Below are 13,796 nucleotides of genomic sequence, written 5' to 3'. Positions count from 1 at the left end.
GACTCTTTATCAGCATAACAGAAGTTACGAAAAAAGGCGATGCACACCCTGGTGAAGCAGGGCCACATCGCTTGAATGGATGAATATTAATTATAAAAGCGAGACCAGCTGTTGTCCGAACTGAAGCTTCCCGCCCCGCTTGCGGCAAACCTCCAGGTTAACGTTCGGCTCAGGAAGAGCGGGATCATGCAGCAGAGAAAGACTGAACAGCTCACTAGCTTCATTAAAACGTTCCTGAGAAGCTCTGATGCAGCCAAGCGCATTATAAATCATCGCCTTCAGCTTCGCTTCACGGATGAGGCCGAGCATATGATTCAGATGCCCCCATGCCGTCTCCCCTTCACCCTCCTGCAGATAAGCCATGGCCAGATACAGCCGGGCAGCCAGACTGTCCGGATGCCGTGCAGTGACTTCCTTGAACTGCTCAATACATTTGCGGTACATAAGCAGCTTATAATACCCCTGACCCCTGACAAAAGCATCCATAGCAAGCTCTGGCGCTTCCTCCTCAGGGATTTCCTGCTCCGGCTGTGGCTGAAAATCTGCCTGATCGCGGAACTGGCTAAGCTTCTCAGCAAAGGCCAGCCATTCATCCATTACATCATCGCTGATCCTGTGGAGCATATTATATTTGGATAAAAGGTCGTTGCGGCGGGCACCCTCCGCAGTAGGATAGTCAGCACTGATCTCCTGCAGCATCTTGTTCATCTCAGCAAATAAATGTTGAAACACCGGACATCCCACCCTTACTGATAATGAAGTCAGCTTAAGCTTGCCTGACTTCATTTTTCACAAGTCTGGGTGTCTTCATCCCTGCCATTGATTACATGGCTCAAACAGCGGGATTTAGGCAATCGTCGCGTGAATCTCATGATCCGCCAGCTTCACCGGCTGATTGTCGGCATCTACAAATACAACAGTCGGCTTATGGTCCGCCAATTCTTCGGATGACAGCATCGCGTAGGAAATGATGATAACGGTATCCCCCGGCTGCACGAGGCGAGCGGCTGCACCGTTCAGACAAATAACGCCGCTGCCGCGCGGGCCCGGGATTACATAGGTTTCCAGCCGGGAACCATTGTTGTTATCCACGATCTGCACTTTCTCGTTCTCCAGCAAATCCGCGGCTTCCATCAGATTCTCATCTATGGTAATGCTGCCGACATAATTCAAATTGGCTTCGGTGACGGTAGCACGGTGAATTTTGGATTTCATCATATGTCTAAACAAGAGCGTGAGCCTCCTTGGGAATAAATACATTATTGTCGATCAGGCGGGTTCTGCCAAATTTCACAGCAAGTGCCATAATCACCTCTCCGCCGGCAGCACTCAGCTTACTGCCGCCTTCCAGGCTCTCCAGATCCGGGAAAGTCAGGATTTCCGCGTAATCGATGACCGCAAGCGGGGATTCAGCAATAACCGAAACCAGCATCTCCCGCGCCTCATTCACTGTTCTCAGCTTGCCGTCTTCCAATGCCTGGCGGACTTCGCGCAGGGAACGGGACAACACCAGTGCCTGTCTGCGTTCTTCAGCGCTCAGATATACATTGCGTGAACTGAGAGCCAGTCCGTCTTCTTCCCGCACGATCGGGCAGGCGATAATTTCAACATTCATATTCAGGTCCGCTACCATCCGGCGGAGAACAGCTACCTGCTGGGCATCCTTCAACCCGAAGAAGGCATAATCCGGCTGAACAATATTGAACAGCTTGCTGACCACCGTAGTCACTCCGTCAAAATGTCCCGGACGCGAAGCTCCGCAGAGCTGTGTAGTAAGTGAAGATACCGATACTCCCGTGCGGATCGGCTGGGGATACATTTCCTCGACACTAGGTATAAATACAATATCCGCACCCTCGCGTTCAGCAAGCGCCAGATCACGCTGCTCATCGCGGGGATAGGAAGCGAAATCCTCATTAGGGCCAAACTGCAGCGGATTGACAAATATACTCATCACCACTGTGCCGCTCTTCTCACCTGCTGCGCGCAGCAGGCTGGCATGGCCTTCATGCAGATAACCCATGGTAGGTACAAAACCGACCGGCCCATGGCCGCCTTGACGCATATATTCCAGCGCTTCACGCATCTGTGCAATCGTTCTGACTACTCTCATCTTATTTCGCTCCTTTGCCGGTACCGCCGTATAGGGATTCCAGTACCGTTTCATCCGCATTAAACACATGTTCCTCTGCCGGGAAGGAGCGGTCTTTCACTTCCCGTACATAGCTGCTGATGCCTTCACGGATCAGACTGCCGACATCGGCATAGGTTTTGACAAACCGTTTCTCCCGGTAAGGGGAGGCATAGCGCAGCACATCATGGAAGACCAGGACCTGACCGTCACAATAGCGGCCAGCGCCAATGCCGATGGTCGGAATACTGATTGCCTTGGAGATGGCTGCGGCCACTTCTTCCGTCACCAGTTCAAGCACGATACCGAAGGCTCCGGCAGCTTCAAGCGCCTTCGCTTCATCGATCAGCCGCTGTGCATCCTTGGCATCCTTGCCCTGGATCCGGTAGCCGCCGATCATATTCACCGATTGCGGAGTCAAGCCGATATGTCCGAGAACAGGCACGCCGGCGGCAACTACAGCGGAGACCGCATTGCAGATTTCAAGGCCGCCTTCCATTTTGACGGCATGGGCCTGGCCTTCCTGCATCAGCCTGCGCACCCCGCGCAAGGTCTCATCCACACTTCCGTGATAGGTCATAAAAGGCATATCCGCGATGATAAATGTGTTCTGCGCCCCGCGCTTCACCGAACGGGTATGGTAGACCATATCGTCTATGGTAACCGGCAGGGTGGTATCGTAACCAAGCACGACATTCCCGAGCGAGTCGCCTACCAGAATCAGGTCGACACCTGCCTCCTCGGCGAGCAGGGCTGATGGATAGTCATAAGCGGTCAGCATGCTCAGCGGCACACCTTCCGTTTTCATTTTTTTCATTTTGATAATATTCAGCGGATGTTTCTCAGCCATTAGCTCTCATTCCCCTTTTCCATAAAATACGCGTTACCGCGCAAACAAAAAAACCTTTTAGCATGGTCCGCTAAAAAGGTCCGAAGGGCAAAAAAGAGTCACTCGCGATCGTCCCTTCTGTCTCGGTCCTTACGGCTCAGAGCAGAATCCAACGTAACCGTTACATACAGTTATGAAGGTAAATCCGGTAAAACAATTCTATAAAAATTCAGTTGCTTAAGTACAGCTCGCCATAGCGATGCCGCCTCTGAGGCTATTATAACAAAATCTGCAGACAATTACACCTAAAAATATGACATAAGGCGGCATGTCTTGACGCTCAGATCATTTCGATTTCCCCTGACAGCACGCTGGTAATCTCACCTGCGCTATTGCGCAGCCGCAGTCCTCCGTTGTCATCCAGACCAACGGCCGTGGCTTCGGTGCGGCCTTGCGGCGTATTCACACACACCTGGCGGCCCAGCGTAACCGACATCGACTCCCAGAGCTCCCGAATAGGCCGGAAGCCCTGCTCTATGTATTGAATGTACAGAAATTCGAGCTCAGCCAGCACCGCTTCCGTAAGCCTGGTACGGTCAACGGGAATGCCGCCCCCTTCAATCAGCAGGGAGGTTCCCACCTCCTGCAGTTCAGCCGGGTAATCTTCACGGGTCAAATTAACGGCAATGCCGATTCCGGCGATACAGTAATGAAGGCCGCCTTCCCTAAGGGAGGATTCAAGCAGAATGCCGCAAATTTTGCGTCCGCCGGCCAGCAGATCATTAGGCCACTTGATGCCGGCAGGAACCCCGGTAACCTCACGGATCGCCGTGCAGACAGCTACACCTGCCAGCAGAGTCAGCTGCGGGGTCAGGGACAGCGGGAGATTCGGACGCAGCACCAGGCTCATCCAGATTCCCTTGCCGCGCGGGGAATGCCACTTGCGGCCCATTCTGCCCCGGCCGCCGGTCTGCTCCTCGGCCATAATCGCGGTGCCCTCAGGAGCACCGTTCTCGGCCAGCTTCTTGGCCTCCTCTTGTGTAGACGCCACCGAATCCATCCGTACGATTTCGCCAGGCCAGCTTGAAACAAAGGTCTCCCGCTTCATATGGCCGGACGGCAGCGTATCATCACTCTTCATCTCTATCCATCCTTTGTGCTTCCTGCAGCAATAATTGTTTGTCATTCGCAGTGTCGCCGGCAGCTGCTGCCAGCAGAAGCTTGTTCAGCAGCACGCCAAGCCATGGCCCGGGCTGCTTCTGCAGCAATTCTGCCAGCTCGTGGCCCGTCACCGCCAGCTCCGCAAGACTGCGGAGCGGCATAGCTGCGGTCCAGGAGCGCAGAAGCCGGGCTTGTGTGCTGGCTGTGCCGGGGGCTGGCCGGGCAGGCGCATCGGCGGAGGGGCTGGCTTCGCCGGGGGCTGGCCGGGCAGGCGCATCGGCGGAGGGGCTGGCTTCGCCGGGGGCTGGCCGGGCAGGCGCATCGGCGGAGGGGCTGGCTTGGCCGGGGGCACGACTGGCTAGCGCCGCGCCCGCTAAGCCCTGCGCCAGATCCGGCGCAGGGACAGGCCCCGCGGCGGCATCCTCAGCCGCCGCAAGCAGTGTCAGCCACCCTTCGGCGGCTGACTGGCCATGGGCCAGCACGGCGGCGATCCACCGCCGCCGCAGGCCTTCGGTGGCACCCGGAGCCTCCGGTGCCACCGAAGACAGCGCCGCGTCCCAGGCTTCGCGGACGCGCAGCACGGCGACGACGCTTACCCGCGTCGTCCCCGGGAACGTCCATGCCCGCAGGAGCTCATCCGCCGCAGCGGCGGACGAGCCCAGGGCATGCAGCAGGAGCGCCCACCGCAGGCGGGCGTCCTGCAGGTTCTCCAGACCGGCTGTACGGGCGGCGGCTGCCGCCAGGTCATTGCCGGTCCACGGGAACGGCGCTTTGCCGCGCGGCAGCAGACCGCTGCGCAGCAGGAGGGCCAGCCCGCGCTGCGGATGCGGGCCCTCTACGATGCGCTCGACCTCCGCGCGCACCCGCTCCACAGCAATATGCGCCAGCTTATCCCGCTGGCGCATCAGGCCGCGCCATGTATTCTTGGCGATAGCGAAATCAAGAACGGAGGCGAAGCGCACACAGCGCAGCATCCGCAGCGCATCCTCGCCGAAGCGTTCCTCCGCCTGGCCCACACAGCGGATACGGCGGAGCTGCAGATCCCGCTCCCCGCCAAAGGGATCAATCAGCACACCATTAAGCCCGGTGCACATGGCGTTGATCGTGAAATCGCGGCGGCGGAGGTCCTCCTTCACATCACTCACAAAAAAGACGTGCTCCGGACGGCGGTGATCGGCATAGCCGCTCTCCGTCCGGTACGTCGTAACTTCAAAGCTATAACCATTCTGCAGCACAGTTACCGTGCCATGAGCCAGCCCGGTAGGAACACAGCGCGGAAACAGGGCCATAACCGCCTCCGGCAGAGCAGAGGTGGTCAGATCCATGTCATGCACCGGTCTGCCCAGCAGTTCATCGCGCAGGCAGCCGCCCACGAAATAAGCTTCATGCCCGCCCGCCAGCAGACCGGTGATGACGGTGCCGGCGGCTTCCGCCATGCCGGATGATGCCATTGTCCATTCCATGCCCTGCTCCTTACCCCCGGATATGATCCAATCCGAGTACCTTGCGTCCAAGCACGCGGTAATATATATCTTCATATTGATTCGTAATCATATCTCTGCTGAAATCATGACAGGCCCGTTGCAGACAGGCGCATCTGAAGCTTTCTGCCATCGCATCGTCCGAGAGCAGTTGAACCGCATAGTCAGCCATCGCCTGAGTATCTCCGACCGGCGCGAGGAATCCGGTTTTGCCATGCTGAATCAGCTCTGGAATCCCGCCGGTCTGGGACCCGATGGTCGGAACGCCGCAAGCCATCGCCTCCAGGGCAACGAGCCCGAAGCTCTCCTTCTCTGAAGGGAGCAGCAGCAGATCAGCCAGTGAAATCACCTGGGCAATTTCATCCTGCTTACCCAGAAACCGCACTTTGTCATCCAGGCCCATCTCGCTGATTTTGGCCTGGATCTTCGGCAGATCAGGCCCTTCCCCCACCAGAAGAAGACGTGAAGGCAGATGTTTATTCACCTTCGCGAATACATCCACCACATCACTTACCCTTTTAACCGGACGGAAGTTGCTGATATGCATCAGGATTTTTTCATCCGGAGCAGCGAAGTCGCCGCGCAGGTCCGTTACATCACGGGGATAATACACCCGTTTGTCCACGAAATTATAGGTCAGATCAATCTCCCGTGTAATATCAAGCGCCTTACGAGTCTCCTTGATGAGATCCTGGGAGACGGCAGTCACCGCGTCACTCTCGTTAATGCCCAGGCGGATCAGATCCTTCAGGGATTCATCCTGGCCCAGTACCGTAATATCCGTGCCGTGCAGGGTCGTAACCACTTTTATGTCGTTGCCCAGGATCTGCTTGGCCAGAAAAGCACAGACGGCATGCGGCACCGCATAATGCACATGGAACAGATCCAGCTTCTGCATCTTGGCTACCTGAGCCATCTTGGTCGCCAGCGCCAGATCATAAGGCGGGTAACGGAACACATAATAATCGTTAACCTCTACCTCATGATAAAATATATTTTTTTGAAACGTTCCCAGCCGGAACGGGATGCTGTGTGTAATAAAGTGGACCTCGTGGCCCTTCTCGGCCAAAAGCTTGCCCAGTTCAGTTGCCACTACGCCCGAGCCGCCAAGAGACGGATAACAAGTGATGCCTATTTTAAGCCGGTCCATAGCTCCGCCCCTTCATTTTACATCAATCTATTACTTCAAGTAATGACATGGATTTATTATAGTTGTTTTTCGGTCTTTTTCAAATCTGCGCCTTATTTACCGGCAACACGGAAGTAATCCACCGTATGCGGCACCTTGCTGGCGAACCCTTCTGCATAAGGAATGAGCCTCCGCTGTCCGAGCAGCATATCTCTCGAACGGACGCGCTCGATATACCCTTCTGTCAAAGGGGTCTTCACAGCATCCTCACCAGGGAGTATGCCAAATTGCGACCGGTAGCAGGACAACGCCTGCTCTTTGAGCGGATATTGTTCCGATACATCGATAATCAGATCGGTACGGCCCAGATCGTTAATGAAGTAGAAATATAATTGCGGTTCAGGGATAGAAGGCATGTCCGGCATATACTTACGCAGCTTGGCGTTAAATACGGCTTCTTCCACCAGCTTGCTGCAGGCGATATGATCCGGGTGCCTGTCCTCCCAGTAAGGGGCGAACACTATGGAAGGGGCATAGCGGCGGATTTCCGCAGTCACTGCCGCCAGATAGTGCTCTGTCATATAGAGCCCCCTGTCAGGAAGTCCCAGGTTCGTACGCACCGCAGCCCCCAACACGTCTGCAGCCTGCTGAGCCTCAAGTTTACGGAGCTCCACCGTACCGTTCGAAGACATTTCCGCCTGTGTCAGATCACACATCCCCACTTTGAAGCCGGCAGCCGTATGTTTGGCGATGGTTCCCGCCATGCCGATCTCCGCATCATCGGCATGAGCACCGAATACCAGAATGTCGAGTTTCATTATTCATCCACACCCGGTTTGTATTTATGTACCAGCTCGCGCCAGCCGAAATCTCCGCGGTCGATTGCCTTTACCAGAATTTCCGCTGTGGCAATATTGGTAGCCACCGGGATTCCATATACATCACACAGGCGGAGCAGCGCCGTGATATCCGGTTCATGCGGCTGTGCCATCAGCGGATCACGCAGGAAAATAATTAAATCAAGCTCATCCGTCGCCACCATGGAGCCAATCTGCTGATCTCCGCCCAGCGGGCCGGACATATAGCGGTGAATGACAAGTTTGGTTGCTTCCATAATCCGTTGTCCGGTCGTTCCGGTGGAATATAACTGATGCCCTTCAAATACATGCTCATAGGCGGTTACGAAATTCACCATCTCATCTTTTTTGCGGTCATGTGCGATAAATGCGATTTTTAACATGTTGCTCTCCCCCGTCTATTCTATAAAATGCTCAAATCCGTAAATCAAACCGGTATATCCCATCACCTTCTGGATTCCCATCTTGACTCCAGGCATATACCCGGCACGCTCGTATGAATCATGGCGGATCTTAAGCGACTGTCCAAACCCGCCGAACACCACTTCCTCCTGGGCAAAAACACCGGGAAGACGTACGCTATGAATCCGGAACCCGTTATAGTAACCGCCGCGCGCCCCCTCAATAATCTCTTCTTCCCCAGGGTGCCCCTGGCGAAGCTCCTGCCGTGCCTCAGAGATCATCTCAGCCGTCTTAATGGCTGTTCCTGACGGCGCATCCAGCTTCTGGTCTCCATGATACTCGATTATTTCCAGGTGCGGGAAATATTTGGCAGCCTGAGCCGCAAATTTCATTAGAAGAATGGCTCCGATGGAGAAGTTCGGTGCAATGAGTCCACCGATTTCCTGATCCTGGCATTGCTTGTCCAGCTCGGCGATCTGTTCAGGCGTAAATCCTGTAGTCCCGATCACCGGACGAACGCCATATTTAATAGCCAGGGCAGTATTGCTGTAGGCAGATTGCGGAATGGTAAAGTCCACCAGCACATCTGCAGCAGCTCCTGCAAGAGCTGCCTCCAGGTCCGAAGTAACCCGAACACCACTATCCTCAAGGCCAACCATCCGGCCGGCATCGCTGTCGCCCGCAGAGCGGTCGACAGCTGCAGCCAGCTCCAGTTCATCATCCTGCAGCACCAGCTTCAAAACTTCTTTGCCCATTCTCCCTCCGGCTCCGGAGACAATAACCCTGATCTTGTCGCTCAAATGAATTCCTCCTCGCTTTCCCTGGCTCTGATATTATTGTATATATTTTTGCAGTGATTTCTGCAGATCCTTCATCAGTTGACGCAGACCGGTATCATCCGGATGCAGCGACATCACTTCTTTCAGTACAGCTATCGCCTGCAGATGCTCGTTCATCCGGCTGTGTGCAATAGCCAGCCATACATAAGCATCCCCATATAAGGGGTCAAGCGATACCGCTTCTTTGAGCAAGGTAACCGGACGGTATGGATTCACCGGTACCGCCGCCTCATCCTCCAGCAGCCGTTTCGCTTCCTGCACCAGCTGCAGCGCCTGCAAATGCTGGAGGTGCAGCTCATACTCCGGTTTGGAATCATCCAGTTTGCGCGCTGCTATAGCGTGTTCAAGAGCCTTCTCCAGCATTCCGCTGCGGGCATAGGTGATAGAGCAGCGGTACCTTACCTCAGCATCATCCGGACTGGCCGCAATGGCCGCTTCGAACAAAGTGATGGCCTCAGCGAAGTCACTGCGCAGAATAGAGCGGTATGCCGCTTTTACATAGTCGTTATGATTCATATCCTCACCATCCTCACGGCTAATTCCCGTTCGTTTGGTACAGCATATGTAGTGAAGGCCTAATCGGTGTTTTTGAGCGTCCAGCGCCCGGCATCGCGTGTATTGAACTTATGCATAACCTTGTTATGGGCTTCAGTGAGGTCTATGCCCAGTGAATTGGCGAAACAAACGGTAATGAAGAGAATGTCGCCCAGCTCCAGCTCGATCGAATTATCGGCTTCATTCGCTTTTTTCGGTTTCTCGCCAAACTGATGGTTTACCTCCCGGGCCAGCTCTCCAACTTCCTCGGACATCCGGGCCAGCATGGACAGCGGGCTGAAATAGCCTTCTTTAAATTGTGAGATATACTGATCAACCTCACGCTGTATATCACTAAGACTTTTTTCCATAAATTGTTGTTTCACCCCCCGTATGTTCTTGCCATCTGTTTGCCCCTATGTTATCGTAAAGACGTTTTGAAGACAAATCTTTTTTGAAAGTCTTCGTGGATTTGCAGCTGTATCCGTGAGAGTAAATACCTATAAACTGCCCATTAGAGGCATAGGCGAGGGATTATATGAAATCATCAATTAAATTCAGCACCATCAGCAAAACCATTGCCCCAATCATGCTGGGAGCTGCAATCTACGCCTTTGGACTTCTGTACTTCATTGTACCCAATCAGCTGATGGAAGGCGGCGTTACAGGGATTACCATCCTGCTCAACTATGCCTTTAGCATACCGATCTTTTTGACCACATTACTGCTGAATCTCCCGCTCTTCCTGCTTGGCTGGAAGGTGCTGGGGGCGAATCAGATCGTCTACACAGGCGTGGGTATCGGCGCCCTGTCCTTTTTCCTCTGGCTGTTCGAACGAATGATTAATGCAGGCTGGATTGTAACGTTCAGTACGGAGCATGATTTTATTCTTGCTTCATTATATGCCGGGGTAACACTGGGGCTGGGACTGGGGATTGTCTTCCGTTTCGGCGGTACCACCGGCGGGGTAGATATTGTAGCGCGGATCCTCGGACGCAAGTTCGGCTGGAGTATGGGACAGATTATCCTGGCAGTCGATGTGATCATTATTGGCGTATCCCTGCTCTATATCCCCCGCGAAAAAATATTGTATACCCTAGTCGCCGTCTTTATTGCTTCACGTGTCATTGATTTCATTCAAGAGGGCGCTTATGCCGCCAAAGCGTTCACCATCATCAGTGATGATGCTCCGCAGATTGCCGAGCTGATTACCGCAGAGATGGAACGCGGCGTCACATTAATCCCGGCGATTGGAGCCTATTCCAAACAGGCCAAACACATGGTGTACTGCGTTGTTTCCAGACAGGAAATCCGCCGGCTCAGCCTGCTGGTCAAATCCGTTGACCCTAAGGCCTTCGTCATTATCAGCGATGTTCATGATGTGCACGGTGAGGGATTCCGGGAAACCTGATTAGCTTTGGGGAAGCTTTTAACATGAAATCCTGCCCACAGTACAACATTTCCCTCATGTTCTTGGCCGTTATCCAGAATTGTTGTATAAAAGGCAGCAATCCGCTTCCTCCAAGCGGCTTAGCAGTGGAATTCTTGTATTCCATACAACAATCTTCCCGAAAACTCTCTATTTACATATCCAAGTTGTAAGACATACAACTTTTTGGTTTATACCTTGTAAACTGTAAGATACAGTTAAGATACTCTCACTCAGTCAGCGACATTGTACTTACCCGTTAGCTGTAGTTTCGGATGCGGTTTATAATCAAACTCACAAAAGCTCCCTTCATCCGCCTCAGCGGGAAGGGAGCTTTTGTGAGTATTGAGGATTCATACCTGAGGGGAAGTCCACCAGCTTCAGCGAATGCTTCCTCCCAAGCTATACAGCCTTCCAATCCCCGTTCTGGCCCCGGTACTTGCGGTAGGCGGCGTAGGCCAGCACGGTAAGGATGAACGCGCCTGCCAGCAGCCCCCAGGCCCCGTACTGCTGCGGGGCCAGCGGCAGTGATAACGCCGGCTCATCGCGCTCTTTGCCGAACATGACCCGGGCTGCATCCTGCCCGTAAGACACAATCTCCAGCAGCCGGGCCCGTTCCACCGGCTGCGCAGAGGTGGCGATTCCCTGGGCATAGGAGATCCAGGAATCAAACGTATTGACGGCCTCCGGCGGCCGGGAGATGATCACCGCAGGCCGGATATTATCATACCGGCTCTGCAGTCTGGCCAGTGCAGCCTTCCAGCTCTTCAGATCATTAGCGGCAGCGCTTTGCTCCATATTATTCAGATCCTCGCGGACCAGCTTGTAATACTGCAGCCACATAGGCTGTCGGGGGTGATTCAGACTGTTCGCGGCGAGCCGGAGCCTGGCTGCGGCAGCTTCCCACCGCTGGGGAGAAGCCTCTACAGCAGCCACTGCAGACTTCATGTCCATAATCACTGTAGAGAGCGCATGGATTCCCTCTACCGATGTCAACCCTTCGAAGGAAGAGGAGATGAAGATCTGCGAGATCTCCTCACTCTCCTGCCTAGCCTTGACCACATCGCCTTCAAGCACATAAGCATATAGGGCTTCAGCTGCCTGCTCCAGCCGCTGCGCCCCGCTTCTGCCGGTGAGGGCAGCGGGATCACTGACGGTGAATCCTGTTGCCTCTATGTATGCTTCCGTTCCGGAATTGGCACCAGCCACCGCTGCTTCCGCTCCGGCCAGAACCCTACCTCCATTCATGCCAGCCAACAGCCAGCACAACACAATCCCAGACAGTATGAACCTTCTCCTGCGCGGCATGAGACATCCCTCCCACCTTAATGTATGGCGGAAGGACAAGAGTTAGAACAGCCTGTCAGTGCCTCTCAGCAGGTTTGGCCGGAAGTACAGGACGCCTTGTCCTGCCGCCGAATAACCATGCGGCAGCTGTGCTGAACAAGGTAAGACCCATGGTGAAATACTGTACGGCACTGACATCATCATCCAGTACTGATGGCAGCCACGGAAATACGCCTTCAGAATAATCCACCATATCATTCGCGAAAGTCCATAACAGTGCAACGGGCAGCATTCTGCGGAACGAGAAGAAGCGCGCATAGATCAGCGCCTCAACCGCCATCCCGGTATGGGAAATCATCAGCATCCAGTCTTTCCAGTTAACCGTATCACCCTGATATCCGCCGGCAACAATCATGCTGACCGCCCAGATGCCGTATTTCACCGATGTGACTACAGCCAGCGCCTCAATCAGCTGACGAACCAGGGTTCCCGTGAGCCCCTTCGGCGGGTAGAGCAGCAGCAATAATGCAATGGTAAAGAACAGGCTGGCCGTAGGACTGTCCGGAACAAAAGGCAAGAGCCAGACAGGATAATTCTCAGCCGTGAACGCCAGCTGATTGCCATACCACATGTATCCGTAAACCGTACCCAGAAGATTCACAATGAACAACAGCCAGATGATCCTTCTGTCCCTGAATAATCTCTCAAACCAATGAACCGGCATATAGACAACTTCCTCCCGACTGTAGCAGCATAAGTTCTGCACGAGCAAAAACCTGACCGCATGCACGATCAGGTTTGCGTTAATTTTATTTTACTGTTCGCTTTTTTGTTTGGCAAGCCAGCCGGCCAGATCGTCAATATCCTGCTCGGACAGCCCCGCTCCCATAGCGGTCTCGTACATCGGAGGCATTTGTCCTTTGCCTTCTTTAATAATAGTAAGAATCGCTGCCTTATCATGCTTATCCCCGACCCCGCGCAGTGAAGGCGGCCCTCCGGTGCCCTTCATATCTACCGCGTGACAGGATACACAGCTGGCCTGCTTATAGAGCGCCATCGCCGGATCATCCTTGTCCACAATGGCAATGTCCTTTGTTTGGACGACAGTGGTGGTAGGCAAGCCAGCCGCCCTGTTCTCGGCCGCTTTCTCCTCACGCTGCACATCCTCAGGAATCTGTCCGGTCTCTGCCATTTCGTGCTTGTATTCCGTCCAGGCGGTATTGGTCAAGTACACAATGGCCGCAAGGGACAGGAACATAAGCGAGGAAGCAATCGGTCTGCGGTAGAAGCGGCGTTCACGGCCCGTATCCAGGAAGGGGGCTAGGAGCAGTGACCCAAACGCCACACCGGTCACACCAAGCGTTCCCAGTACAATATAATCTCCCGATGCATAAGGCAGCTTGAGATACTGGTAAAGGAATAGAAAATACCAGTCCGGGATAGGAATTACCGTAGCTGTGGCATTCGCGGGAAATCCGAGCGGAGCCGGCTCCGATATCGTCAGAACCAGAATACCCACCAGCACCACTACGCCAACCATCCATTCCTTAAGCAGAAAGTTAGGTATAAAAGCTTCAGATTTGCCCGGATAGGCCGAATAGTCAGGCGGAGTAATGAACCCGTTGCCCCTGCGGACCCGGGAATCCCCTACAAATACCACCTTCTCTTTGGAGTCGTCTTTATGCGCCATGACCGTTCCTCCTAAAAGTTTTGTGAG

16 protein-coding genes are annotated in these 13,796 nt (G+C 54.2%); 1 reads left to right on the top strand and 15 read right to left on the bottom strand.

Annotated features, from left to right (window positions below; all coding sequences use genetic code 11):
* Positions 1-90: 90 nt before the first annotated feature.
* The 12 genes from MKZ24_RS16890 to MKZ24_RS16835 form a co-directional block, all read right to left on the bottom strand.
* Positions 91-732 carry a tetratricopeptide repeat protein gene (locus MKZ24_RS16890; RefSeq protein ID WP_340784751.1) on the bottom strand — a complete coding sequence of 214 codons (642 nt, stop codon included), beginning with the start codon at positions 730-732 and terminating at the stop codon, positions 91-93.
* Positions 733-846: 114 nt separating this feature from the next.
* A complete protein-coding gene (gene panD / locus MKZ24_RS16885) occupies positions 847-1,230 on the bottom strand; it encodes an aspartate 1-decarboxylase (RefSeq protein ID WP_039308797.1) in 384 nt (127 codons plus the stop codon).
* The gene (gene panC, locus MKZ24_RS16880; protein WP_340784748.1) at positions 1,223-2,113 is read right to left on the bottom strand and encodes a pantoate--beta-alanine ligase; all 891 of its coding nucleotides are present in this window, start codon (positions 2,111-2,113) and stop codon (positions 1,223-1,225) included. Before panC ends, panD begins: the two co-directional genes overlap by 8 nt.
* 1 nt (position 2,114) lies before the next feature.
* Entirely contained in the window at positions 2,115-2,981 is an 867-nt protein-coding gene (panB, locus tag MKZ24_RS16875) for a 3-methyl-2-oxobutanoate hydroxymethyltransferase (RefSeq protein WP_042237591.1), read from the bottom strand.
* A gap of 319 nt (positions 2,982-3,300) precedes the next feature.
* The gene (locus MKZ24_RS16870) at positions 3,301-4,101 is read right to left on the bottom strand and encodes a biotin--[acetyl-CoA-carboxylase] ligase (protein WP_445324168.1); all 801 of its coding nucleotides are present in this window, start codon (positions 4,099-4,101) and stop codon (positions 3,301-3,303) included.
* Positions 4,091-5,584, bottom strand: coding sequence for a CCA tRNA nucleotidyltransferase (locus tag MKZ24_RS16865; RefSeq protein ID WP_340784746.1), 1,494 nt, complete (start codon positions 5,582-5,584; stop codon positions 4,091-4,093). The genes MKZ24_RS16870 and MKZ24_RS16865 overlap by 11 nt, the downstream gene beginning before the upstream one ends.
* A gap of 10 nt (positions 5,585-5,594) precedes the next feature.
* Complete coding sequence (gene bshA, locus MKZ24_RS16860) at positions 5,595-6,752, bottom strand: N-acetyl-alpha-D-glucosaminyl L-malate synthase BshA (protein WP_042237593.1); 1,158 nt, start codon at positions 6,750-6,752, stop codon at positions 5,595-5,597.
* A 92-nt stretch (positions 6,753-6,844) separates the two neighbouring features.
* Positions 6,845-7,549: a bacillithiol biosynthesis deacetylase BshB1 gene (gene bshB1 / locus MKZ24_RS16855; RefSeq protein WP_042237595.1), complete on the bottom strand. Its 705-nt coding sequence runs from the start codon at positions 7,547-7,549 to the stop codon at positions 6,845-6,847.
* On the bottom strand, positions 7,549-7,971 hold the full coding sequence (mgsA, locus tag MKZ24_RS16850; protein WP_039309895.1) for a methylglyoxal synthase: 423 nt from the start codon (positions 7,969-7,971) through the stop codon (positions 7,549-7,551). Before mgsA ends, bshB1 begins: the two co-directional genes overlap by 1 nt.
* 15 nt (positions 7,972-7,986) lie before the next feature.
* Positions 7,987-8,790 (bottom strand): 4-hydroxy-tetrahydrodipicolinate reductase, encoded by an 804-nt coding sequence (gene dapB / locus MKZ24_RS16845; RefSeq protein WP_340784740.1) that lies wholly within the window; start codon positions 8,788-8,790, stop codon positions 7,987-7,989.
* Positions 8,791-8,823: 33 nt separating this feature from the next.
* Positions 8,824-9,345 carry a tetratricopeptide repeat protein gene (locus MKZ24_RS16840; RefSeq protein ID WP_042237599.1) on the bottom strand — a complete coding sequence of 174 codons (522 nt, stop codon included), beginning with the start codon at positions 9,343-9,345 and terminating at the stop codon, positions 8,824-8,826.
* A 59-nt stretch (positions 9,346-9,404) separates the two neighbouring features.
* Positions 9,405-9,734 (bottom strand): nucleotide pyrophosphohydrolase, encoded by a 330-nt coding sequence (locus MKZ24_RS16835; protein ID WP_042237600.1) that lies wholly within the window; start codon positions 9,732-9,734, stop codon positions 9,405-9,407.
* A 167-nt stretch (positions 9,735-9,901) separates the two neighbouring features.
* Between MKZ24_RS16835 and MKZ24_RS16830 the strand changes: the two genes are divergently transcribed.
* Positions 9,902-10,774 (top strand): YitT family protein, encoded by an 873-nt coding sequence (locus MKZ24_RS16830; RefSeq protein ID WP_340784738.1) that lies wholly within the window; start codon positions 9,902-9,904, stop codon positions 10,772-10,774.
* Positions 10,775-11,194: 420 nt separating this feature from the next.
* Here MKZ24_RS16830 and MKZ24_RS16825 read toward each other — a convergent pair whose 3' ends face one another.
* The 3 genes from MKZ24_RS16825 to MKZ24_RS16815 all read right to left on the bottom strand — a co-directional run bounded on the left by MKZ24_RS16825 (position 11,195) and on the right by MKZ24_RS16815 (position 13,769).
* Positions 11,195-12,100, bottom strand: coding sequence for a sporulation protein YpjB (locus MKZ24_RS16825; protein WP_340784736.1), 906 nt, complete (start codon positions 12,098-12,100; stop codon positions 11,195-11,197).
* 55 nt (positions 12,101-12,155) lie between these two features.
* Positions 12,156-12,803 (bottom strand): DUF1405 domain-containing protein, encoded by a 648-nt coding sequence (locus MKZ24_RS16820; protein WP_340784734.1) that lies wholly within the window; start codon positions 12,801-12,803, stop codon positions 12,156-12,158.
* A 90-nt stretch (positions 12,804-12,893) separates the two neighbouring features.
* Positions 12,894-13,769 (bottom strand): menaquinol-cytochrome c reductase cytochrome b/c subunit, encoded by an 876-nt coding sequence (locus MKZ24_RS16815; protein ID WP_042138609.1) that lies wholly within the window; start codon positions 13,767-13,769, stop codon positions 12,894-12,896.
* Between the last annotated feature and the right edge of the window lie 27 nt (positions 13,770-13,796).

It is taken from the genome of Paenibacillus sp. FSL R7-0297, assembly GCF_038009025.1.
Classification (GTDB): Bacteria; Bacillota; Bacilli; order Paenibacillales; family Paenibacillaceae; genus Paenibacillus_AQ.
This window is presented reverse-complemented; position numbering and strand designations above follow the sequence as displayed.

What these genes read in the sequence shown, in the direction of transcription:
- bshA (WP_042237593.1), bottom strand. Translation starts at nt 6,752, where the DNA reads ATGGACCGGCTTAAAATAGGCATCACTTGTTATCCGTCTCTTGGCGGC.
- MKZ24_RS16865 (WP_340784746.1), bottom strand. Translation starts at nt 5,584, where the DNA reads ATGGAATGGACAATGGCATCATCCGGCATGGCGGAAGCCGCCGGCACC.
- MKZ24_RS16870 (WP_445324168.1), bottom strand. Translation starts at nt 4,101, where the DNA reads ATGAAGAGTGATGATACGCTGCCGTCCGGCCATATGAAGCGGGAGACC.
- MKZ24_RS16835 (WP_042237600.1), bottom strand. Translation starts at nt 9,734, where the DNA reads ATGGAAAAAAGTCTTAGTGATATACAGCGTGAGGTTGATCAGTATATC.
- MKZ24_RS16830 (WP_340784738.1), top strand. Translation starts at nt 9,902, where the DNA reads ATGAAATCATCAATTAAATTCAGCACCATCAGCAAAACCATTGCCCCA.
- panB (WP_042237591.1), bottom strand. Translation starts at nt 2,981, where the DNA reads ATGGCTGAGAAACATCCGCTGAATATTATCAAAATGAAAAAAATGAAA.
- MKZ24_RS16825 (WP_340784736.1), bottom strand. Translation starts at nt 12,100, where the DNA reads ATGCCGCGCAGGAGAAGGTTCATACTGTCTGGGATTGTGTTGTGCTGG.
- MKZ24_RS16820 (WP_340784734.1), bottom strand. Translation starts at nt 12,803, where the DNA reads ATGCCGGTTCATTGGTTTGAGAGATTATTCAGGGACAGAAGGATCATC.
- MKZ24_RS16815 (WP_042138609.1), bottom strand. Translation starts at nt 13,769, where the DNA reads ATGGCGCATAAAGACGACTCCAAAGAGAAGGTGGTATTTGTAGGGGAT.
- MKZ24_RS16840 (WP_042237599.1), bottom strand. Translation starts at nt 9,345, where the DNA reads ATGAATCATAACGACTATGTAAAAGCGGCATACCGCTCTATTCTGCGC.
- mgsA (WP_039309895.1), bottom strand. Translation starts at nt 7,971, where the DNA reads ATGTTAAAAATCGCATTTATCGCACATGACCGCAAAAAAGATGAGATG.
- bshB1 (WP_042237595.1), bottom strand. Translation starts at nt 7,549, where the DNA reads ATGAAACTCGACATTCTGGTATTCGGTGCTCATGCCGATGATGCGGAG.
- panC (WP_340784748.1), bottom strand. Translation starts at nt 2,113, where the DNA reads ATGAGAGTAGTCAGAACGATTGCACAGATGCGTGAAGCGCTGGAATAT.